Annotated in this window: 14 protein-coding genes; 5 read left to right on the top strand and 9 right to left on the bottom strand. The window is 55.3% G+C overall.

All coding sequences use genetic code 11. The features are described 5' to 3' along the window. Positions 1-198: 198 nt before the first annotated feature. The 5 genes from L0H14_RS07530 to L0H14_RS07510 form a co-directional block, all read right to left on the bottom strand. Positions 199-1,878, bottom strand: a complete 1,680-nt coding sequence (locus L0H14_RS07530; RefSeq protein WP_301418637.1) for an ABC transporter ATP-binding protein — start codon at positions 1,876-1,878, stop codon at positions 199-201. 1 nt (position 1,879) lies between these two features. Then, positions 1,880-2,851, bottom strand: a complete 972-nt coding sequence (locus tag L0H14_RS07525; protein WP_301418635.1) for an ABC transporter permease — start codon at positions 2,849-2,851, stop codon at positions 1,880-1,882. Next, positions 2,844-3,770 carry an ABC transporter permease gene (locus tag L0H14_RS07520; protein ID WP_301418633.1) on the bottom strand — a complete coding sequence of 309 codons (927 nt, stop codon included), beginning with the start codon at positions 3,768-3,770 and terminating at the stop codon, positions 2,844-2,846. The genes L0H14_RS07525 and L0H14_RS07520 overlap by 8 nt, the downstream gene beginning before the upstream one ends. A 116-nt stretch (positions 3,771-3,886) precedes the next feature. Beyond that, entirely contained in the window at positions 3,887-5,506 is a 1,620-nt protein-coding gene (locus L0H14_RS07515; protein WP_301418631.1) for an ABC transporter substrate-binding protein, read from the bottom strand. A gap of 270 nt (positions 5,507-5,776) precedes the next feature. Beyond that, positions 5,777-6,508 (bottom strand): 3'-5' exonuclease, encoded by a 732-nt coding sequence (locus tag L0H14_RS07510; protein WP_301421588.1) that lies wholly within the window; start codon positions 6,506-6,508, stop codon positions 5,777-5,779. Between the two features lie 117 nt (positions 6,509-6,625). Here L0H14_RS07510 and L0H14_RS07505 point away from each other — a divergent pair, with 117 nt between their 5' ends. Together L0H14_RS07505 and L0H14_RS07500 are read left to right on the top strand one after the other, a co-directional pair. Beyond that, positions 6,626-9,946 (top strand): ATP-dependent DNA helicase, encoded by a 3,321-nt coding sequence (locus L0H14_RS07505; protein ID WP_301418627.1) that lies wholly within the window; start codon positions 6,626-6,628, stop codon positions 9,944-9,946. Beyond that, a complete protein-coding gene (locus L0H14_RS07500) occupies positions 9,934-13,404 on the top strand; it encodes an ATP-dependent DNA helicase (protein WP_301418625.1) in 3,471 nt (1,156 codons plus the stop codon). Before L0H14_RS07505 ends, L0H14_RS07500 begins: the two co-directional genes overlap by 13 nt. On the opposite strand, the gene L0H14_RS07495 is transcribed toward L0H14_RS07500, so the two are convergent. After that, the gene (locus L0H14_RS07495) at positions 13,401-14,846 is read right to left on the bottom strand and encodes a phosphotransferase (protein ID WP_301421587.1); all 1,446 of its coding nucleotides are present in this window, start codon (positions 14,844-14,846) and stop codon (positions 13,401-13,403) included. The two genes, L0H14_RS07500 and L0H14_RS07495, sit on opposite strands and share 4 nt — an antisense overlap. Before the next feature lie 89 nt (positions 14,847-14,935). Here L0H14_RS07495 and nudC point away from each other — a divergent pair, with 89 nt between their 5' ends. After that, on the top strand, positions 14,936-15,940 hold the full coding sequence (gene nudC, locus L0H14_RS07490; protein ID WP_301421586.1) for an NAD(+) diphosphatase: 1,005 nt from the start codon (positions 14,936-14,938) through the stop codon (positions 15,938-15,940). Position 15,941: 1 nt separating this feature from the next. Next, positions 15,942-18,032, top strand: a complete 2,091-nt coding sequence (locus tag L0H14_RS07485) for an ATP-dependent DNA helicase UvrD2 (RefSeq protein WP_301421585.1) — start codon at positions 15,942-15,944, stop codon at positions 18,030-18,032. Here the strand turns inward: L0H14_RS07485 and L0H14_RS07480 are convergent. Beyond that, positions 17,996-19,114 (bottom strand): hypothetical protein, encoded by a 1,119-nt coding sequence (locus tag L0H14_RS07480; RefSeq protein WP_301418617.1) that lies wholly within the window; start codon positions 19,112-19,114, stop codon positions 17,996-17,998. The genes L0H14_RS07485 and L0H14_RS07480 overlap by 37 nt on opposite strands. Positions 19,115-19,268: 154 nt before the next feature. Between L0H14_RS07480 and L0H14_RS07475 the strand changes: the two genes are divergently transcribed. After that, positions 19,269-19,883, top strand: coding sequence for a M48 family metallopeptidase (locus L0H14_RS07475; protein ID WP_301418615.1), 615 nt, complete (start codon positions 19,269-19,271; stop codon positions 19,881-19,883). Here L0H14_RS07475 and L0H14_RS07470 read toward each other — a convergent pair. Both L0H14_RS07470 and L0H14_RS07465 read right to left on the bottom strand, forming a co-directional pair. Beyond that, positions 19,880-21,268 (bottom strand): zinc-dependent metalloprotease, encoded by a 1,389-nt coding sequence (locus tag L0H14_RS07470; RefSeq protein WP_301418613.1) that lies wholly within the window; start codon positions 21,266-21,268, stop codon positions 19,880-19,882. The two genes, L0H14_RS07475 and L0H14_RS07470, sit on opposite strands and share 4 nt — an antisense overlap. A 66-nt stretch (positions 21,269-21,334) precedes the next feature. After that, on the bottom strand, positions 21,335-22,174 hold an 840-nt coding region (locus L0H14_RS07465; protein WP_301421584.1), incomplete at its 5' end, for an efflux RND transporter permease subunit.

Below are 22,174 nucleotides of genomic sequence, written 5' to 3'. Positions count from 1 at the left end.
GACCCTGACCCTCCGCCTCGCCGCCTAACTAGAAGGCCGCAAACACAACGTCGCTCGGTGCTGGTCATAAAGCTGTTGAACTAGTCGTCAGCGGCTAACAACGGCCGGGGACTCACGACATTTCTTGCGTACTGAGAGCACACAACAGAATGATGGCCGTAAGTTGTATCGTCACGGCCATCACCGTGTTGAATGGTTTCAACCCGCCAGCTGGATGTCTCGTCCCGGGATTGCGGCCAACAATTTTTGGGTATATTCGACTGCTGGGGCAGCGAAAATACTGTCAGCAGAGGCCTGCTCAACAACTTTTCCACTCTGCATGACCAGCACGTTGTCAGCAATCTGTCGAACCACAGCGAGATCGTGGGTAATGAATAAGTACGACAGTCCCAACTCAACCTGCAGGTCATTGAGCAGCTCGAGAATCTGCGCCTGGACCAGCACATCCAGGGCAGAGACTGCTTCATCAAGAACCAGAACATCCGGGTTCAGCGCTAAAGCACGGGCAATGGCCACACGTTGTCGTTGACCACCAGATAATTCGTTGGGATAACGGTTCATCGCACTGTGAGGCAAAGAAACCTGATCAAGCAGTTGCCTTACCCGTTGCTCACGTTCCGACTTAGAACCCGTCTTATGTACTACGAGTGGTTCCTCGATAGCGTCGAAAATCGAGAACATTGGATCAAGCGAGGCATAGGGGTTCTGGAACACCGGTTGGATCCGACGTCGAAACTTCATCTGCCGGGCATGACCCTTAATGGTTGAAATATCGACTCCTTCGAAATACACATGTCCCTTGGTCGGCGCATCCAATCCCAACACCATGCGTGCCACGGTAGATTTTCCAGACCCTGATTCACCGACCAGCGCTGTTGTCGTACCGCGGGCCAGATTGAAGTTCACATTCTCGGCAGCGATTAGATCAGTTTTGGTGAATCCTTTGCCAGGAAGCTTGAAGACTTTCGTCAAATTCTGGATTTCCATGACATCATCGGTAGGATCTCGCTGTTCTTCATGCTCAACATGTTCCTGCGCGGCAGTGCGAACTTCTACTCGCTCACGAGAAGCAAGGCGTTCCGACTGCAAGGATGGCGCTGCATTGATGAGTCGTTTGGAATATTCGTGTTGCGGATCTTGCAGAATTTCCAGGGCCGGGCCGGACTCGACAACCTCACCTTTGTACATGACCACCAAGTGATCAGCGCGTTCAGCAGCTAGCCCGAGGTCATGTGTAATAAGCAGCACGGCCACCCCAAGTTCATCAGTGAGAACATCCAGATGGTCCAAAATTTGTTTCTGAACGGTTACATCCAGAGCTGATGTAGGCTCATCTGCGATCAACACTTGCGGACGTGCTGCTAGCCCAGCAGCTATGAGTGCGCGCTGTCGCATCCCACCTGAGAACTCGTGCGGATACTGCTGTGCGCGTCGTTGTGCATCGGGTAATCCTGCCTCTTCCAACAGTTCTACAACGCGCTGATCTGCGGCGCGTCCTTTGGTGACGTCGTTGACTTCAAGGACTTCTTTGATCTGAGCGCCCACTTTATACAGAGGGTTCAGGTTCGACAGAGGGTCCTGCGGCACTAAGCCTATGTGCGAACCACGATAGCCGCGACGTTTCTTCTGTGACAGTTGGACAAGGTCCGTGCCTTGGTACTTGATAGAACCTTGAGCAACGTAACCGGTTCCTGGCAGCAGGTCGATGATGGCATGGGCCGTGGTGGATTTCCCAGATCCTGATTCGCCGACGATTGCTACCGTCTGGCCTTCGTACATGGTCAGGTTCAAACCCTGCACCGCATGAATTTGGCGTTTATCCACCATGAAATTGATGTGCAGGTTCTCGATTTCCAAAAGTGGTGTTTCGTTAACCATTTTATTTTCTCGCTTTCGGATCCAGAGCATCGCGTACCGCATCACCGAGCAACATGAAGCTCAAGACGGTGATGGCTAGCGCACCTGCTGGGAAGAAAAGTACGTGCAGGTTGTCGCCGGAACGCACCTGCGGCTGAGCGGCGGCGATATCGTTACCCCAAGAAACAACACTTGGCGGCAGGCCAATCCCGAGGAACGATAGGGTCGCTTCGGCCACAATGTAGACACCCAACGACACAGTAGCGGTCACGATGACCGGTGGCAGAGCGTTGGGGATGATGTGTGTGAAGAGGTTACGCCATTTCGAAGCACCTAGAGAACGGGCGGCATCTACGAACTCCAGGTGCTTAATTTCCAGCACTGCCCCGCGAGCAATACGGGTTATCTGTGGCCAACCAAAGACCGCTAACGCGATAATTACGGCGAAGACACCGCCCCAGTAGCCCCGATCTGGCCAGACATTATTTAGCGCTGAGAGTCCGACGATTGCAGCCAGAAGCAGAGGGATGGCAAAGAAGATATCTGCGCCTCGAGAGACGATCGTATCGAGCCAACCGCCGAAGAAGCCGGCCATGGCACCGGTAAAGAGCCCGATGATGGTTACGATGATTGTCGTGAGAAACCCGATAATCACCGACGCGCGAGCGCCGTGAATCGTACGGGAAAACACATCATAACCCTGGCGATCGAAGCCAAAAATGTGTCCAGCCTGTGGTTTGCCCAAACTATTGGACAAATCAGCGGTACGAGGATCGACCGAGGTGAGCAGATTGGGGAAAAGGACCACGAATAATATGATCACCAGCAATGAGGCTGAAAACCAGAATATCCAGTTCTGGCGAAGTGCTTTCCATGCCTGTTTCCACTGGTTTTCGGGTGGATGAGAAGTGTCCACGTGGAGAGCTGGAAGCTCGGAACTGACGGTGGGCGCAACGAAGCGTTCTTGTCCTTGGCGCGGTGTGTGATTATGCATAACGAATCCTAGGATCTAAAGCAGCGTAGAGCAGATCAACCAGAAGGCTGGCCACCACGTAAATGAGCACCATGACGGTGACCACAGATACCACGGTGGGGTTTTCGCCTCGAAGAATTGCTTGATACGCCAGGTTGCCGATTCCATTGATATTGAAAATTCCTTCGGTGACTACGGCACCGGCCATGAGTGTGCCCAGATCCGCGCCCAAGAACGTCACAACCGGGATCAGTGAGTTGCGCAGGACATGGCGTCGGTTGACGAGGCCGTCGGATACGCCGTGCGCACGTGCGGTGCGCACGTGGTCGGCGGTGAGGTTTTCAATAACGGAGGTGCGGGTGAGTCGCAGGACATAAGCGAATGACACCAAACCGAGTACCACGGCGGGCAGAATCAAGTTGGTAAAGGAGGTGTTTGACCCAACGGTTGGTGGCACCCATTGGAGTTGGACGCCAAAGATGAGTTGGAGACCAAACCCCAACACAAAGATCGGGATCGCGATGACGATCAGCGAGACGACAAGCATCGTGGAGTCGAAAATTTTACCGCGTCGCATACCAGCGTAGAAGCCAGCAATGACGCCAAGAATAGCCTCGATGATCATCGCCATAAAGGCGAGCTGGAAGGTGACCGGCAGTGTTCTTCCAATAAGTTCTGAAACTGGCTGTCCTGAATAGGAGACACCGAAGTCTCCAACCAGGGCGCCCTTAAGGAAGAGGAGCCATTGGATGAGGAAAGGTTGATCTAAATTGTACTGTGCTTCAAGTTCTGCTCTGACTGCATCTGAGACCGGTTTTTCGCCGAACAGGGCGACGATCGGGTCACCAGGTTGCAAAAATACGAGTGCGTAGATGAGCAGTGTTGCGCCCAAGATTACCGGTATGGTCTGGAGCAGTCGGCGGACGATATAACGCCACATACTGTACCTCTATTGTGGGTCTTGTCACCTGTGGTGACGCGAGCTGTTAGAAGGTTGAACAGACCTGTGACCGCCGAGGAAATCGGCGGTCACAGAGACTGATCAATCGTCAGGGTTTATTTGGTAACCAGGTGGTACTCGGGCTGGTTTTGCCAGTTAAGTTGTACACCTTCAACGCCTTGTGCCGCAATGGCGAGGGCGTCTTGGTTCCATAGCGGAATTGCCGGTAGATCTTCCATCAGAATAGCTTGGGCTTCGGTCAGGGCTTCGGTGCGAGTTTCTTCGTCGTCAGCGCTAGCTGCACTGACGAGGGCGGCATCGAAATCTTCATTTGAATAGTCGCCATCATTCGCACCCGCGCCGCTTCCAAACACGGGCGCAATATAGTTGTACACCGATGGATAGTCAGGCTGCCAGCCGGTGCGGAAGGCCGTGTCAATTTCGCGGTTTGTAATGAGCTCACGGAATTCTGCGAACGTAGCAAATGGATTCGGTTCAACCTCAATTTCAAGATTTTCGCGGATCTGGTTGGTGACGGCCTCAACCCATTCCTTGTTTCCGGCACCGTCAGAGTTGTACGACAGCTCCAACGTACCTTCAAACGGTGCGATCTCCTCGGCTTGAGCCCAAAGGTCCTGTGCCTCTTCAGCGTCAAACTCCAGTACATCAGCGCCAGGGATATCTTCCGAATAATCTGGCATCAGGGGCGAGGAGAAATCAGTTGAGGGGGTACGAGTACCGTCGAATATGGTCGAGGTGATTGACTCCCGATCGATGGCCTTGGAAACGGCCGCGCGGCGGAGTTGGCCTTCTTCGTCCTCGCCGAAGTGATCGAGTGAGCTTGGGATGGTAACAGTCGCATTGACCGAGCCATCCTCGGTATGGGCCTCGATATTTTCATCGTCTTGGAATGTCTCAATGGCTGAGGGTGGTACCTGATCCATGATGTCCAAGACGCCTGACTGAACGTCGGTATAGCCAGCGTCTGGGTCGGTGTAGAACGTAAACGTCAGGCCGTCATTTTCGGGGGTGCGATTACCTTCGTAATCTGGGTTGGTGGACAGTTTCGCGTCGACGTCGTGATTCCACTCATCCAACACGTATGGGCCGTTTGAAATTGGTTGTTCACCGAAGGCTTCCATGTCTTCGAACGCTACTTCTGGCAGCGGGAAGTATGCCGAGTAGCCGAGACGGTCAGGGAAGTCTGCCGCCGGTTCCTTTAGGGTTACCTCGAACGTGAGATCATCAATGACTTCAAGACCGGACAGTGTGTCCGAACCGTCTTCGATGTTGCCTTCTTCATTGGCACCTTCAATGGCGTTGAAGAAGTACGCCGACAGCTGGGCGTTATCTGGGTCGGCCCCGTAGTTCCAAGCATCAACGAATGAGTTTGCCGTGACGGGGGAGTCATCCGAGAAGGTCCAACCATCGTTGAGCGTGACGGTCCAGGTGACGTTGTCTTCGGACTCGATGGATTCGGCGACTTCCATTTCAGTTGAGCCGTCGGTGTTGTACGAGACCAAACCGGCGAAGATGGCGTCAACAATGTGTCCGCCACCGACTTCGTTGGTGTTGGTCGGAACCAATGGATTCTGAGGTTCAATACCGTGGGCATTGATAACCATCTCGCCGTCGGCAGTATCGCCGCCGTTGTCGTCTCCGCCGCCGCAAGCTGTCAGGGCTAGTGCGCCAACAGATAGTGCTGCAACGTATTTGAATGTCCGTTTCGTTTGCATACGGGATCTCCGTTCAAGGTGTAATGCAAGTAATGATGTTGCGTTCTGAATGTGAGGAACACAAGTGAAGCACTTCGCTAGCAGACGTCTACCAGCATGTGATTCGCATCTCACAGATTACGACACAATGAACAATTTGTAACCCTTTTTGAGAATTGTTATGCGAAAAGTATGAACGGCATCCGATCAGTGGAGCAGGTATTTGCAACTGCAGGTATCGAATAACGGCAGAATCATGCGCCTCGCGCGCGAGATCTCGAACGGAGGGCCTTACAAAAGTTTTTCTATGGGCCAATCTCGCGACACGACAGCTTCTGGGTTTTTACGGCGTAAGTACTGTTCAAAACTTGCAGCCTGGTCAGATTTCCAACGAATCTGCTGGTTGAAAAGCTGTTCCAGCGGCATGTTGAACTTGTCGGGGAATTTCGTGGCGATGGCCTTGCATACCTGAACTGCAGCAATTGAGTCTGCCTGTGAGGTGTGAGCGTTTTCCAACACGACTTCGTAATGCTCACAGGCTGCGCTTAAGGTGCGCTTGCCTTTGCGGTAGGTATCGGCATACTTGTCTAGAACAAAAGGGTCGATAACTCCAACCACGGGGGCCTCATCCATGTCTCTACGCGCTAATTCGTTGGCCAACACTGTGAAGTCATATACTCCGTTGTAGGCGACAATCGGGACCCGGTGGTGCATGAAATCCTGCAGCGTGGCAACAATCTCTGTGAGTCCTTGGGTGGGATCCATGCCGTGAGCCTTGGCATGCTCGGTTGACACTCCGTGAACGGCGGCAGCCTCTGCTGGTATTTCGACACCCGGGTCGACCAGCCACTCAGCATTCGCGCGCATCTGGCCATCGGGATCCAGCAGTACTATCGAAGCGGTGACGATCCGGGCTTCATGAGGATTTGGGCCCGTTGTCTCCAGGTCAAAGCCCACCATTGAACCGGTATGCCACGGGTCGCTCGGGCCGGGGATGACTAACACGTTGTCTGCATTTACCATGATTCTAAAATACCTTGTCACCACCCCGGCCGGCGAGGATTCAGCGGCGTGTGGACACCGCCGGAAGCTGTGGATATGTTTCTGCGACGCTGAGGTAAAGGTGATTCAATGGAGGTCATGGTTTCAACTCCGCAATTGCTTCGGCCCAAGAACCTCTTTCGTAGCGCACCCGTACTTGATCCCCAGCAAAAGTCTGTTGTGGAGCAACCTGCTGGTCACGGGCCCATACTGGTGCTTGGCGGTCCGGGTTGCGGTAAAACGACCACGGCAGTTGAATATGCGGTGGCTAAGATTCAGGCCGGTGTACCCACGAGCCAGGTGTTGTTGTTAACAAACACCCGTACTGGAGCGGCCCAATTGCGCAGCCAGCTCACCGCACGGTTGAATCACGAAGGCATTGACTCTCGCGCCGAGACTCCGGTGCGTTCTTTCGCCTCCTATGCTTTTGACCTCATTACCCGGATCCGTGAAGATGAAACCGCCACACCGCGTTTACTGGCAGGTGCTGAACAAGATCGAGTCATAGCCGAACTCATTGACGGCTATATGACCGAACCGGACTTAGCGCTGGACTGGCCAGAGAGCCTGGAAGAAGCCGTCGGTCTTCGCGGGCTGCGCCATGAACTGCGCGAACTCATCGATCGCAGTGCGGAGTATGGCATCCAGCCCGGCCAGCTAGAACAATTAGGGCGCACTAAGGGTCGTGCGGAATGGCGTGTGGCAGCCCGTATCCTGCAGGATTATCGTGACGTCTTGGATCTCTCGGGTGATGCTGCCTATGATCCTTCGGGGCTCATGACATCCGCGGCCGATCTCTGGGAAGCCAATCCTGATTTTGCCGCAGCGGAAACGACCCGGATCCAGCACATCATGATCGATGACTTTCAAGATGCCACTCCTGCCATTCACCGTCTAGTCAAACTCCTTGGCACCGAGCGCGATATCGTCATGACGGCGAACCCGGACACCACGGTGCAAGGATTCCGTGGAGCACGTCCCCAAGCACTCGTTGACTGGCCCCAAAATTTATCGTCCGACGCCATCGTGACGACGCTGGAGACGGGGTACCGCTTGCCCCCACAATTGCACACCGCGTACCAGCGTACCGCCGGAAGAATCCCCGCGGTCGCCGGTTTACCGGATGCACGGACCACACTCGAGTCGGCGGGCCACGCAGGCCAGGTGGCGGTACATCGTTTGGCATCTCCGGTGCAAGAACACTTGTTCATCGTTCAGCAGGTACTGGAACTTCACCATCGTCGCGGGGTCGCGTTCGAAGATATGGCAGTGCTGTCACGCACCGCTTCCAAAGTGTCCGAGGTGGCAACAGCACTGGAATCAGAGTCCATCCCAGTGGCACGTTCCATCTCCGAGGTCATGCTGAACCAGCAACCCGCAGCGGCACCACTATTAGCACTCACCACCGCGGCCGACGCGATCGCTGACGGTACTGCTGTTACAGCCACCGGCATTGAACCCGCAGATCTCCACTGGCTCATTACCGGCCGCTACGGTTCCTCGACGCCACTTGAACTTCGCAACCTACGACGGCGTCTCCTGGCCGTCGAGCGTGAAGCCCAGGGTACGCGTGACTCGGCCGAACTACTCGACACCCTGGTCGCCAATCCCGATGATGCCTACACCATCTTGGGCCTCGACGCTGAACGGTCCATGCCACGATATGCTCGCGGTGCCATCCGCATAGGTCGCATGCTTGCTGCAATGGTCCAGGCAACTATCGAAGAACAAGCCTCTGCAGAGATGGTGTTGTGGGCCGGATGGGCGGCTGCATTGAATGACGTCGGATCGGTCTGGGAAGAACAAGCCCTGGGTGACGATAAAGATGTAGCGGTGCGGGCTAACCGAGACTTGGATTCCGTGGTGGCCCTGTTCGAAGCTGCAGAACGCTATGTGGTGCAATTTCCCGGCCAAACCGCTGCGGGCTTTACCGAGTATCTGGCAGAACAGGACTTACCCATGGATTCACTGTCTTCACGTTCAACGAGCAGCGGTGTATCCGTTTTGACCCCGACCACCGCAGCTGGACAGCAATGGCACACGGTTTTTGTCGTTGGCATCCAAGAAGGCATCTGGCCCAACACACGGCTCCGTGGTCAGCTCCTGCACACGCAACAGCTCGTGGAGGAAATGACCGGAACCGCAGGCGAACAACCCATTAACGAACGCATCGCCCAGGTACGCCACGACGAACTCCGTACGTTTTCCGCCGCTATCTCGCGTGCCTCGAACACCCTGATCGCTACGGCGGTGGCTGATGCAGACCACCAGCCCTCCATGTTCATCGAACGGCTCGATCCTTGGGTACCCACGGATGAACATCCGGTACGCCCCTACACGACGGTTGCCACCCCGCTGACCGTCGATGGTCTAGTCGTTGAGCTGCGCCGAACTCTTGAAACTAGCCAACGAGAACTCACGACCGCCGTTGACGACACTGAAATTCAGCGTCTAGAAGCCCGGGCGACACAAGCGGCTCAGGCGCTCGCAGTTCTTGCTGATGGAGGTGTCGCTACGGCGCATCCGGATTATTGGTGGGGGTTGGGTGAGCTTTCAACGGACCACCCGATTCACGGGGTTGATGAAACCGGGAGGCCGAATCCGATCCGACTGTCCCCATCTACCGTGGAAACTGCTGTCCAATCGCCCCTGCAGTGGTTCATCTATCAGGTCTCTACCTCAGCTTCGTCAGCTGCAGCCGCTACCGGTACCTTTGTCCACGCGATAGCGGAGAAGTATCCCGAGGCGGATGTAGACCAGATGTATGCGGAACTGAAAGCCAAGTTCCCGTTACTAGCAGCTGAAGCGGGGCTTGAAGCAGGCTGGGAATATGATGCGCTCTATGCCAAGGCCGAAAGAGCTCTGGAATATTACTACCAATACGTCGATAAAATGCGGCACGGTTATTCCACGGGTCGGGGCGCGACCAAAGAAGTATTCGGTCCACGCACGCTTCTTGCTGTTGAAGAAAAACTGCAAGTCGAGATGGATTTGGACGGCGTCAATGTGGAGCTCAACGGAGTCATTGACCGCGTTGAAGTTGATCAACAGGGACGGGCCTACGTCGTAGATCTCAAAACTGGTTCGCGGAGTGTCACCGTGGCAGAAATGGCACAGTTACCGCAGTTGGGCGTGTACCAGGCGATGATAAAAGCCGGTGCTCTACAACACCTGGTAGACCGGACAGAACCCGCCGGTGCTGCTCTTGTCCAGCTTGGCAAAACACCAACCACGGTACAAATTCAACCGCAGGCCGCCCTGGATGCAGGTGCTACCTGGGCAGAACGAGACATCGCGGATGCCGCCCGATGGGTGCGGGGCCCATACTTTTATGCTGTACACCACGAGGACAGCTGTAATCTCAAAACTCTTTGCCCGATGTGCAAGGAAGGACAACAGGTAACCGAATGGCTGGTCTAACATGGGGAAATGCGCCACGGTATAGCGCACACGAGCTTACTGATCTGCTCCAGGATCACCTGCCGCCAGAAAAACGGCTTTATCCAACGGATGAGCAGACCGCCATTATCGAGGCAGGCCCGGACCCGCTCCTGGTGGTTGCGGGCGCCGGCTCGGGTAAAACGCATACGATGACCGACCGAGTCATCTGGTTGATTGCCAACGGATATGTCCGGCCCGAAGAAGTGCTCGGCGTGACCTTCACACGCAAAGCGGCAGGCGAACTTGAATCCCGCGTCAACAATGCCATTGAGCAATTAGCCGAACGCGAGGACATCGAATTAGCGTTCGATACAGCAGACATCGGCCAGGCTACCGTTACCACCTACCACTCCTACGCAAACTCGCTCGTCGCAGACCACGGTTTGCGGATCGGAGTGGAACCCGATGCCCGGCTGATCGGGGGAGCAGAGTCCTATCAGCTTATTACCGACGTCGTCCGCGAGCATGACTCCGATATTGATCTCGACGACGTCCAATCCGAAGATTTGCGAAGCCTCATTGCCGACGACGTACGCGACCGCCCCTTGTCATCGACGATTCAGGCCGTGAAAAAACTCGCCGGCGATTGTTGTGAACACCTTGTTGAGCCTGCCGATGTTCAGACCGCATTAGCAGAAATGTTCACTTTTGGGCAGGGCTTGCCGGTGACGAAAACCATGACCAAGAGCACTGAATCTCTGTTCTCGATGCTGAAACTGCGGACAAAGATCGCCGATATGGTGACGGCCTATCTCGAAAAAAAGCAAGAGCATAATGTCATGGACTACGGCGACCTGGTTCGCTACGCCGCAATTATTGCCACCAAGCTTGACGAAGTGCGCGTCATCGAACGTGAGAAATACAAGATCGTATTGCTCGACGAATTCCAAGACACCTCGCATGCCCAGCTCCAACTCTTCTCGCACCTCTTCGGGCGGGGCGACGGAACCCAGCAGTCGCATTCGGTCACCGCGGTAGGCGATCCCAATCAGTCGATTTACGGTTTTCGTGGAGCATCGGCAGGACAACTGTTTTCATTTGTGCACGAATTTGACGCTGAGCAATTGGTATTGACCACTGCCTGGCGCAACAGCAGCGATATATTGGACATGGCTAACCACGTAGCTCAACCACTGCGTGACGATGCCGCTGCGGGTCAAGTGATCCCTCAGCTGCATGCACGGACAGGAGCGGAAGCCGGGAACGTTGAACTCAACTGGTTCGAATCGGCTGATACCGAAGCCCAACAGCTAGCAGAACGTGTCAAAGACTTGGGTGTTGGCGAAGGAAATCACACCGCGGCAATCTTGTGCCGTACCAAGAAGCAATTTCAGCCGCTCATTGAAGCACTCGAGACCCGCGGCATCTCGTATGAGGTCGTCGGTTTGGCTGGACTCCTGGGCATCCCAGAAGTGATCGAAATTGTGTCCATACTGAGAATTCTGGCGGACCCACAATCCTCCGAGTCTCTGCTGCGGGTATTGTCCAACGCTCGGTGGCGTATTGGGCCACAGGATCTGTGGATGTTGAATCAGTTCGCCAGAACACTGGACAGACAAGATCGCACTAGCCCGTTGGACGCCGATAGCTCACCTCAGGAAGAAATTGACCATCCATCGATGGTCAATGCGATCATTCGGTTACCAGAAAGCAATTGGGTCAGCTCACGGGGTCAATCGTTTAGCGAAGTTGGCTTTGCACGGTTAAAGACTTTTGGTATGTCTCTGCAGGCTCTCATGCAACAGATTCACCTGCCAATCCCAACGCTGATTCGCCAGATTGAAAAAACGACCGGGCTGGGGATCGAAGTTGCTGTTCGACCTGGGAGCGACTCGATTGATGCTCGACGGTATCTCAATGAATTCTCGCGTGTCGCCGATGCCTTCCAAGCCTCGGCGGATCATACCCGCACACTCGACCTTGTGACGTTTTTGACCTGGCTGGAAACCGCAGCAGAAGAAGAAAACGGTTTAGACATGCCACCGGAGCAGCCAAAACCCGGTGCCGTCCAGATCATGACGATGCATGCTTCAAAAGGCCTTGAATGGGACGCAGTTTTTGTGCCGGGAATGAACCAGAGCATCTTCCCGGGAACACAACACGATTTATGGACCAGTAAGGCCCGTGGAGATTTACCCTGGTCACTTCGTGGTGACCGCGAGACTCTCCCGAAATGGGAACAATTCGCTGCCTCAGACGTCCGCGAGTGGGCAGGCCTTTCCGGTGTCGATGGCTGGTCAGAATCCATGGGGGAAAAGCTCGCAGAAACCCAGGGTCGCGAAGTTTTGACGCTCAAAGAACAAGTCAAAATCCATGAGCTATCTGAGGCTCGTCGTCTGGCATATGTAGCATTTACCCGCGCCAAGGACTTGCTGTGGGTTTCGGGTGCACACTGGCAAGGGACCAACAAGAAACCCGCACCAATGTCAGTTTTCTTGGAGGAAATGGTTCAATACCAAGACGAGCATGGGCTCGACCAGAAAGTCTATTGGGCTAGCGAGTTTCCAGCAGAGAACCCACGTCGTTCACGAGCGGTCGTAGCAACGTGGCCCTACGATCCACTCGACGGGCCGGAACAGTATCGGGTTGATGCCCGTGAAGACGATCGTTTGCCGGAACCCGACGAGGACGCGATACTGGTGCGGCGCAGCCACCGTCGTCGTGACGTCTTAGAACAGGCTGCGCACAGGGTGCGTACTGCTGAAGTATCGACAACACATTTAGACGATGATCTTGCTCAACGCATTGACTGGGTACTAGCCCGCGCGCAGATGTCGACGATCAATGACGTGCACATGCCCGAGCATATTTCTACGAGCCGTTTTGTGGAACTTGCACAAGATCCGGCAGCTGTGGCACGCCAGATTCGGCGTCCCATGCCGCAGCGACCCACCGCGGCTGCACGCGAAGGCACACTGGTTCACGAATGGATTGAACACTTCTATGCCCAGTCCATGCCCGGTTTAACACCGTCCTTAGACATTGAAGAAACCGAAGAACTCGTGGATGCCGAATGGGACGCAGCAACCGGACTTGCTGAGCTACGTGAAAAGTTTGAAAAATCATCGTGGGCTGACCGTGTGCCAACCATGATTGAAGCTGCAGTTGAGACATCTGTTTCGGGACTGACGCTTCGTGGTCGCATCGACGCTGTATTCCGGACCGGGGGAGACCCGGATCTAGCATTCGATCCAGACGCCACCTGGGAATTAGTGGACTGGAAGACCGGACGAGTACCAGCAGACAGTGAAATGCCACGGCGTAGTCTGCAATTAGCCATCTACCGGCTGGCATGGTCCCGTCTTCACGGCATCCCTCTGGAAAATATCACCGGAAAATTTGTCTATCTGGCACACGGAATAGAGAAAACACCGCATGACTTCGCGTCGGCGAACGAACTTGAAGAGATCCTCGCCAAAGCCATGGTTGAGGTTTAGCGGTCGGTCAGATTCTCGCGGACGACTTTCCAAGAAATTGGTTGCGTATCAACGTCAGGCGCGGCGGCTTGGGCTGCTTCATCGTGCGGGACGATTTCATCTTCATCCGATAATGAGTGGACGACCAATGTCGTACCGTCATCCTCGGCTTCGGGTCGTTGCGGTTCCGGCAGTTCGTCGAGTTCCTCTTCCTCAGGCTCGTCGAGTGCTCGGTTGTCTTCGGTCGGCTCTTCTGCCTCGTCACTGGCTGACTCTTCGGAGTCGCCGGAGACGGGAGCCGACATCGGGAAAGGCTGGGTATCTGGTTCCGGCTCGGCTACCTCAGCAACACCGCTTGGGTCGGCCTCCGGTTCAGGCGCTGAGTCGTGCTCAGCTTTAGACTCGTCTTCGGGAAGTTCTATATCGTTGTCCGTGACGATTGCGGATTCGGTTTCAGCGGGGGCTACCGGTGCCGTAGTCTGGGCTGATGGTTCTGGGGTCGGTTCTGGTTCCCAGAATTTTTGACCAATATCTTGGCCGCCAGTTGCTTCAACATCGGAGGCCAACTCATCCAGCATGGCCTGTGCCTCAGCGACAACCTCGTTATCGGAAGCGTTAATTCCAGACATGAGGTACTTCGCCAGGGAGAACTCTGCAGCCAGTGCTGCGCGACGCATTATATGCAGATCTAATTGATCGGCGGGAAGATCCATGTGCTGGTGATAAGCCGACAGCAGGGCTTCCCGGAACTCGATGGACTCTGTGGAAGCCAACCAGGTGAAGTCCTGGGCCGGATCCCCAATATGCAGATCGGTCCACGCTGTGACACCAACCGCCCGGTTACGGTCGATCAGCAGTGAAGTTTCATCAAAATCACCGTGCACGACTCGTGGAGTAAACGACCACATCCGGCGCTCTTCAAATGCATTTTCCCAGCGGCGTAGCAACGCTGACGGGACTTTGCCTGTCAGTGCAATTTGATCGAGTTCAGATAGCAGACGTGACCGGAGCTGTTCTGCCCCGTACGAAGGCAGATCAGCTGTTTCGACGACGGCCCGAGGGAGCTGATGAATGGCCGCGACGATACGGCCGATGTCATCGATGGTCTGAGTCTCGGAGCCCGTGATGGCATCCAACTCCACCGGCTGGCCAGGCATCTGGTGGTAAATAAAGGTTCGCAGCGAATCAATCTGTACTGCCCCGGCGACCGAAGGCACACGGAACGGCAAATGTGCGCGAATGGCCGGGGTGAAGCCCGAGAGGACCTGAATTTCGGTTTCCAAGCGGAACGCTGCCTGGGAGTTTCGAGGGGAACGAACCCGCCAATGATTATTGTCGCTGTCTGTCACAATGGCAGAGTCAAATGCACGCTGGTCATCTGGCGAGGCAGTGGCTTGGACAATATCCAGCCCGGGCATGGCAGCCGAGGCGAGTGCTGCAAGTTCCATGGCGGTTCGTTTCATCACATTAACCATACGCCCGCTTACAGAAGATGTGGTTGAGTAAACCTGGTGAGTCGAAAATCTTTGCGCGCCGACCTACAGTGGAAACCATGAATATGCTGCCTGGCCTTGGACGCCTTCCGCTTGCCCGCGACGATGTAGACCGCGGTACTGAACTTCGCGATGACGAGCAATGGCTCCCAACCATCTGGGACCAGCCCAACACTAGGGTCCTGTGGCTACACGGGCGGACGGCACCAATGTATGACGGCGGCCTAGTCCTGACCGCTCCTGCAGGCGAGCTGCCTGACGATGCTGTCTACCTAGGGCGTTCGGCGGAGCACACTCCGCAACATAGTCAGTTTGTGGATCGGGACGAAGAGCATGTAGAAATCGTGCTGCTGATCGCAAACTCCGATACCAAAGCGCCCTGGTTGGAGGATCCTCAAGTCGGTGGGGTCGTGGTAGACCGGCCAGCAGATATCGACTGGCTGGGCGTTTCGGATATTGCACCGGCTCTCAACGACCGGGATGTGGGTATCTTCGTCTCGGGGATCGCCATTGCCAACTGGCACAAGGTCAATAAGTACTGTCCACGCTGCGGCACCAGAACAGAATTGAAAACCTCCGGTTGGGTACAAGTATGCCCAAAGGATGGCTCGGAACACTTTCCACGGACCGATCCCGCCGTGATTATGTTAATCACCGACCCAGACGACAGGGCACTCTTAGGCAATAACAAAGCCTGGGGCGATAAACGCTATTCAACACTGGCAGGTTTCGTAGAGCCCGGGGAATCTTTGGAAGCCGCCGTGAAACGCGAAGTCTATGAAGAATCACAAGTCATTGTCGATGGCGTTGAGTACATGGGATCGCAGCCTTGGCCTTTCCCACAATCGCTCATGCTAGGGTATCTCGGCCACACTCACCACCCAGAAGACGCTCAAGCCGATCACGAAGAACTTGCCGAAGTGCGCTGGTTTAGTCGCGAAGAATTACGCGAAGAGGTGGAATCCGGTCGGATGTTCATCCCGGGGGCCGCCTCGATCGCACACCATCTCATGCGCCACTGGTACGGTGGGCCATTGCCGCAACCCAGAACTTTAGAGAATTAGATTGCAAACTCCCGATGAGATCCTCGCCGGCCTGGACGCTGAACAACGCCAGGCAGCCACCACCCTGTCCGGACCGGTCCGTATCTTGGCAGGTGCCGGAACAGGTAAAACCCGCGCGATTACCCACCGCATCGCCTATGGGGTAGCCACAGGGATTTATAACCCATATAACGTCTTGGCAGTGACCTTCACCGCCCGTGCCGCAGCTGAAATGCGCGCCCGGTTGCGAGATTTGGGTGCCCACGGTGTTCAAGCAAAAACCTTTCACGCAGCTGCTCTTGCGCAATTGCAATACTTTTGGCAGCAAGCGGTTGGTGGAGATACTCCACGGCTGGTCGAGTACAAAACGCACCTGATCATGGAAGCTGCGCAACGGCTGCGTATGAGTACGGATAAAGCGACCATTCGAGACCTGGCTGGCGAAATCGAGTGGGCGAAATTCAACATGCTTACCCCACAGACCTATCAGCAGCAGGCTTCCCATCGGACGATGCCTTCCGGGTGGGACCTGGTTGCTGTGACCCGACTGTTCCAAGGGTATGAAGATCTTAAATCAGATCGTTCCCTCATTGATTTTGAAGACGTTTTGTTGATTCTGGTGGGCATTCTGGAGTCGGAACCTCGCATTGCAGCTACCGTTCGGAACCAATATCGGGTCTTTCTCGTCGACGAATTTCAAGACGTATCGCCGCTGCAATACCGTTTGCTGAAAGCGTGGCTGGGGGATCGCGATGATCTTTGTGTGGTGGGGGATACTTCCCAGACCATTTATTCCTTTACTGGTGCTACCTCCGATTATCTGTTGGACTTTGGCCAACAGTTCCCGCACGCCACTCAGATAAAGCTGATCAGGGATTACCGTTCGACTCCACAAATTGTGGATCTGGCCAACCGGTTGTTACAGGAACGCACCAAATCCGATCGACCTTCGATGCCCCGCTGGCCAGAGCCACTCGAATTGATTTCGCAGCGCGAAGCCGGCCCAGAACCGGTGTTTGCCGAGTGCAGTCACGAACAGGTCGAGGCTGAATGGGTGGCTGGGCAAATCAAAGAACTTCTGGCGGCAGGACACAAGGGCTCGGACATAGCCATACTGTTCCGGACCAATGCACAATCCGCTGCCTTTGAGCAACAGTTGAGTGACGCTGGTATTTCGTATCAGGTGCGCGGTGCAGAACGCTTCTTTAATCGTCGCGAGGTGCGCGACGGTATTTTGCAATTACGTGCTGCTGCTAAGTCTGCTGATGGCGTCGCAGGAGCAGAAGTCATTACCCGTATCAAAGACGTGTTGGCATCGTTAGGGTACACCGCGCAAGCACCACAACAATCCGGTGCGGTGCGAGAACGTTGGGAGTCACTCAATGCCATTGTGAATCTGGCACAGGACCTTGTGGAGGCGCGTGGTGATCAAGTCACCCTGGATGTTGTTGTGGCGGAGCTTGATGAGCGCGCTTCGCATCAGCACGCTCCTGTGATGGACGGCGTCTCACTGGCCTCGATTCATTCGGCCAAGGGCCTGGAGTGGGACAGCGTATTTTTGGTGGGAGTGACCGAAGGCTTGCTGCCAATCAGCTTTGCCACCGAAGACAAAAACGTTGACGAAGAGCGACGGCTATTTTACGTGGGCATCACCCGTGCGAAGACTCGGTTGTACTTCTCATGGGCGCTGTCGCGGTCGGCTGGAGGTCGCGCCAGTCGCAGACCGTCGAGGTTCTTGCAGGCTATCCGTACGACAACCACCAAAGCTGGTACAGAATCGGAACCAAGAGCCAAGCGTCCATCTCGCGCAAAAGTAGCAAAGTGCCGAACATGTGGTGTCGTGCTGACCGCAGGCGGGGAGCGCAAGATTGGCCGCTGCGATGATTGTCCACCAACGTATGACCCAGCGACCTTCGAGAAGTTGGTGAGCTGGCGAAAAGACATTTCAACCGCTGACAAAGTGCCCGCGTTCGTCGTCTTTACCGATGCCACCCTGGTAGCTATCGCCGAAAACCTGCCCACGGATCTCAAACAACTGCGGCAGTTACCGGGCGTCGGTCCAAAAAAATTGGAACGTTACGGCACCGAAGTGCTGGCGATTTTGAGCTCCTGAACGGCTGCGCAACATCCCGGCCGTGGTTCGACTTCGAAGGTCTGAACCCACCCATTGGCCAAATGTATCCGAGTAAACGTGTTGAGATTCAGACCCGGGACCATACCGTATTTGGTCACTGGCACCCGGTGACGCAAGTGCTGAGAATCGACCATCGACAGTACATCGGTGGCGACCAGCCCCGCCACTAAATGAGCGCCAGCCAAGGTCTCAATACCACCGACATCTGATGTCAGCGACGAGACACTAAGTCGACGATGCACGTCGGTTGCTGTGGATGGGTGTTCCAAACACATCGGACAGGCCGCTGCTTCATATACAACCCATGGGCCAATATCAATTTCGTCGTCACGAATAACCACCGGTAGATACGGATGCCTAAGATCTTTGGCCTGTCGCATTGTAGCGGTGTGCCACCTACCCAGGGTGATGTGCACCGTGGCAAGCGTAGCAAGAGACGGTTGCCTGAGCCTGCCGATCGGGTGGATCCGTGGACGTTGATGCTTCGGGTTCAATGCTGTGGCAGCTGCCAGGGAGCGTACTGCCCCAATATGTTCGTCGCGCAACCCGGTGCCTACATCGGTAGCGGTAACTCTCTGGGAGTCCCAAACACTGAGATGACCGATCCCGGAGTCTTGCAGAATACCAGCCAGCGCCACACCTGTTCGGCCAAGTCCAAAGATCTGAAGTGCCGCACCATAACGTTGCGTTTGGAACTGGTCTTCGTCGTGGGGAGCGAGACCGCGAAGTCTGCCACCTTCGAAAATGGGTGTGACGCAACGCAATCGAGTCAAACTGCCACGATGATCCTGATCGGAGCTGGTGACAGCGCTGTCTGTAAACGGTGTTGATACCAGCAGGGGTGCTAGTTTGCTCATCAACAGAGCAAAGTCGACCTGGGAGACCTCACACTCAGCAGCAACTTGCGGTTCTTGGCCATCCGGAATTCCGTGGCGAAGCCGTTGAAGGTAAACGCCGATTGGCTGACTGATACCAGTGATTTCCAGGGCACGATACCCGGAACCAATCTGTAGATGATTGGCAGTCAATTTTGTTATGGATAGTCCCGGATTGATTTGCATGGTGACTCCTCATCGGTTCAAGGTGTTACCATGATGGGCTACCGTGACAATCAGCGCGGCGTGTTTTCCACAGTGATGTTAGGCCAAACACGTTCTCCACAGGCCCGGGGGAGGTCAGCCTCATGAGCTTGTGTCGTAGTACAGCATGAAGGACATGGATACTATTTCAACTTTGAGACGCGAAGATATTGAGCACCTCTCCGGTGGTCGTATTGCCTCGATGGTCGAGATCGATGGGGAAACGGTCCGCCTGATTGCTTCGGCACGGCGGAAGAAGACCATTGCTGCAAAATTCCGCGATGGAATGATCGAATTATCCGTTCCTTTACATATGCCAGATGCGGAAATTGTGAGGTCCGGGAGGGGACTGATATCAAAAATCAAGTCCCGGCAGCCGGATTCGAAACGCTTTCGTTCTAATGCCGAACTCTATGCTCGAGCACAGTATCTAGCTCGCGTGTGGCTCGGTTCAGAGGTCATGCCTGCCTCTGTGGTGTGGTCAGATCGCCAAACAACCCGGTGGGGGTCATGTACAGCAGCTACCGGTGCCATTCGCATTTCTACGATGCTGCAGGGCATGCCCCAGTGGGTTATTGACGGGGTCCTGGTGCACGAGCTTGCCCACTTGAAATACCTTGATCACGGCCAAGAGTTTCGTGATTTTGCGGGACGGTACCCACGAATGGGTGAAAGTATTGCATTCCTTCACGGGGTCAGTTTTGCCCAGCACCGTGGCCAGGGCAAAACCTTCCCGGAAGCATATGACTAGCTTTTGTTGTCCTGATCGTCGTCGAAGCCGCCTTCCAACAACTTCTTGAGATCGTCGTCCAGTGTGGCGGACTGCTCATCCGCTGAGGTCTGCCGCTGGACATAGCCTGCAGGGTCGTCAAGGTCTTCGTCGGTTGGCAGTCGTAGCTGAGACTCCCAGATTGCGTCGCGGTATTCGACCCCTTCAGCTTCTTGGATTGTCGACCATAGCTTGGTGGCATCGTGTAGCCGACGTGGGCGCAAGTCGAGACCTACGAGGGATCCAAAGGCATGTTCTGCAGGACCACCGGAAGCGCGTCGACGGTTGATCATTTCGCGCAATGCATTGGCGGATTCCAATGGCTTGGACGCTTCCGTGACGACGACATCGACCCAGCCTTCGATGAGTGCCAGCAATGTTTCAAGATGATCGATAGCGGCCTTTTGGGCGCCTTCGGGTTCTGGGATGAACATCGATCCGGAGAACATTTGGTTCATTGATTCTGGATCGGTTGGATCAAGATGCTGAACGGCATCTTCGATCGCAGAGACGTCGATGGTAATACCCGCGGCATATTGCTGCACCATAGCGGTGAGATCGCGTGCCAACCACGGCGAGTTTGCGAATAGGCGCATCCGGGCTGCTTCGCGTAGGGCAAGGTAGATCCGGACTTGGTCGGGTTCGACTGCAAGTCCGTCGCCGAATTCTTCGATATTGACCGGCAGCATTGCCAAGCGTTGCCCGGCGATGGGAAAGCCGGTGTCGGTTCCGGAGAGCACTTCCTGGGCGAGTTCGCCGATGGCCTGGCCCAATTGGAGCCCGAACATCGAGCCGCCAAGATTCTTCATCATCGGTTGCATATCGCCAAATGCGCCCTGGAATTCCTCTGGCATCTGCCCGGGCAGCTGTTCGGTGATGGTGCGACTTAACGCTTCGGACAGGGAGGTAGCAACCGGATTGGTCATCTCACGCCAGTTGTCCATGGTCGCTTCAACCCATTCGGCCCGTGACCACGCAACAACCGGAACGTTGGCTGCTTCAAGTGTGGTCGCGTTGTCCAACCAAGAGTCCGCCAGCCGGAGGGCATCATCAATCTCGGTGGCAGAAAATGAGCCCACCGATGGATCCTGGCCGGAGATTGATTGACGCGCGGTCTGCTTTGCCAAGTCCCAGTTCACCGGTGCATCGTCGTCGGAGCCCTGCATCATAGATTGGAACTGCTGCATGATGTTTTGCATCATCTGCGGGTCCATCATCGAGGGGTCAAAGGGCATGCCGGAAGCGCCGAATTGGTTCATGGCGCGTTGAATTTCTTCCGGATCTGGTGCATTTTCCCCAAACATTTTCCGGAACATTTCGGACATTGGGTCGTGGTCGTCGCCGTTCGTTGGGCCTGTATTGCTCATATCTCTCCACGTTACTGTAGGGACTGGTTCAAACAATAGCCTTTGTGGGCTTTGCGCTGAATGTTTCTAGTTCGTCAAGGCTTCTTTTTCACGCCGAGCTTGACGCTCGTTCAAGCGCTGCGCAGTACCTTCGGTCATGCGGTACAGCACGGGCACAATCACCAATGTGATCAATGTCGAGGCAACCAATCCGCCGATGACAGCAATCGACATGGGGGCCGAAACGAAGCTGGATTGCCCGGCTAGTCCAAGTGCCGGTGGGATCATGGCACCAATGGTGGCTGCCGCCGTCATGATGATTGGCCGAACACGGTTTTGGGCCCCGGCGATAATCGCCTGGTCGAGGTTCGCATCGCGTCGTCGGTACTGGTTGATCAAGTCCATCAGCACTATCGAGTTGGTCACCACAATACCGATCAGCATGAGCATGCCCACCAAGGTGGTCGCGCCCAAAGGCGTACCGGTGACCAACAAAGCCAGGATCATGCCCGTGGCGCCAAACGGAATAGCGACTAACAAGACGAGCGGCTGGATCAGTGACTTCAGCAGCCACACCAGTACCACGTAGATCAAGAGTACTGCGGCGGCCATGGCAAGTGCCAGTTGCTCGAAGGTGGTGTCGATTTCCTCGGCGACACCTCCCACTTCGGCCTGCACACCCTCGGGCAGCGCCGCCTGGTCGATGGCTTCGTTCAGGGCGGTGGTTGCCGCTCCGACGTCGTCGGTGGACTGCGGAGTAACCGAAATGGTCACCGTACGGACCGAGTTGATGGTGCTAACAGACGGCGCGATATTGACTCGGTTGACCTCGGCAATATCGGTCAATGGAATGCCGAAGAGGTCCAACCCCTCGATGTCTTCTACGGTCTCCACGGGGGAGGCAGAATCCATGTGCACATTGAGTTC

The sequence above is a fragment of the Yaniella sp. genome, from assembly GCF_030453185.1.
Classification (GTDB): Bacteria; Actinomycetota; Actinomycetes; order Actinomycetales; family Micrococcaceae; genus Yaniella.
The sequence above is the reverse complement of the archived record's forward strand: the minus strand, read 5'-3'. Positions and strand labels throughout refer to the sequence as shown.

Bases quoted from the DNA above. Each gene is read 5' to 3' on its own strand.
- nudC (WP_301421586.1), top strand. From the start codon at position 14,936: ATGAATATGCTGCCTGGCCTTGGACGCCTTCCGCTTGCCCGCGACGAT.
- L0H14_RS07515 (WP_301418631.1), bottom strand. From the start codon at position 5,506: ATGCAAACGAAACGGACATTCAAATACGTTGCAGCACTATCTGTTGGC.
- L0H14_RS07525 (WP_301418635.1), bottom strand. From the start codon at position 2,851: ATGCATAATCACACACCGCGCCAAGGACAAGAACGCTTCGTTGCGCCC.
- L0H14_RS07470 (WP_301418613.1), bottom strand. From the start codon at position 21,268: ATGAGCAATACAGGCCCAACGAACGGCGACGACCACGACCCAATGTCC.
- L0H14_RS07530 (WP_301418637.1), bottom strand. From the start codon at position 1,878: ATGGTTAACGAAACACCACTTTTGGAAATCGAGAACCTGCACATCAAT.
- L0H14_RS07475 (WP_301418615.1), top strand. From the start codon at position 19,269: ATGGATACTATTTCAACTTTGAGACGCGAAGATATTGAGCACCTCTCC.
- L0H14_RS07495 (WP_301421587.1), bottom strand. From the start codon at position 14,846: ATGAAACGAACCGCCATGGAACTTGCAGCACTCGCCTCGGCTGCCATG.
- L0H14_RS07510 (WP_301421588.1), bottom strand. From the start codon at position 6,508: ATGGTAAATGCAGACAACGTGTTAGTCATCCCCGGCCCGAGCGACCCG.
- L0H14_RS07480 (WP_301418617.1), bottom strand. From the start codon at position 19,114: ATGCAAATCAATCCGGGACTATCCATAACAAAATTGACTGCCAATCAT.
- L0H14_RS07500 (WP_301418625.1), top strand. From the start codon at position 9,934: ATGGCTGGTCTAACATGGGGAAATGCGCCACGGTATAGCGCACACGAG.
- L0H14_RS07520 (WP_301418633.1), bottom strand. From the start codon at position 3,770: ATGTGGCGTTATATCGTCCGCCGACTGCTCCAGACCATACCGGTAATC.
- L0H14_RS07505 (WP_301418627.1), top strand. From the start codon at position 6,626: ATGGTTTCAACTCCGCAATTGCTTCGGCCCAAGAACCTCTTTCGTAGC.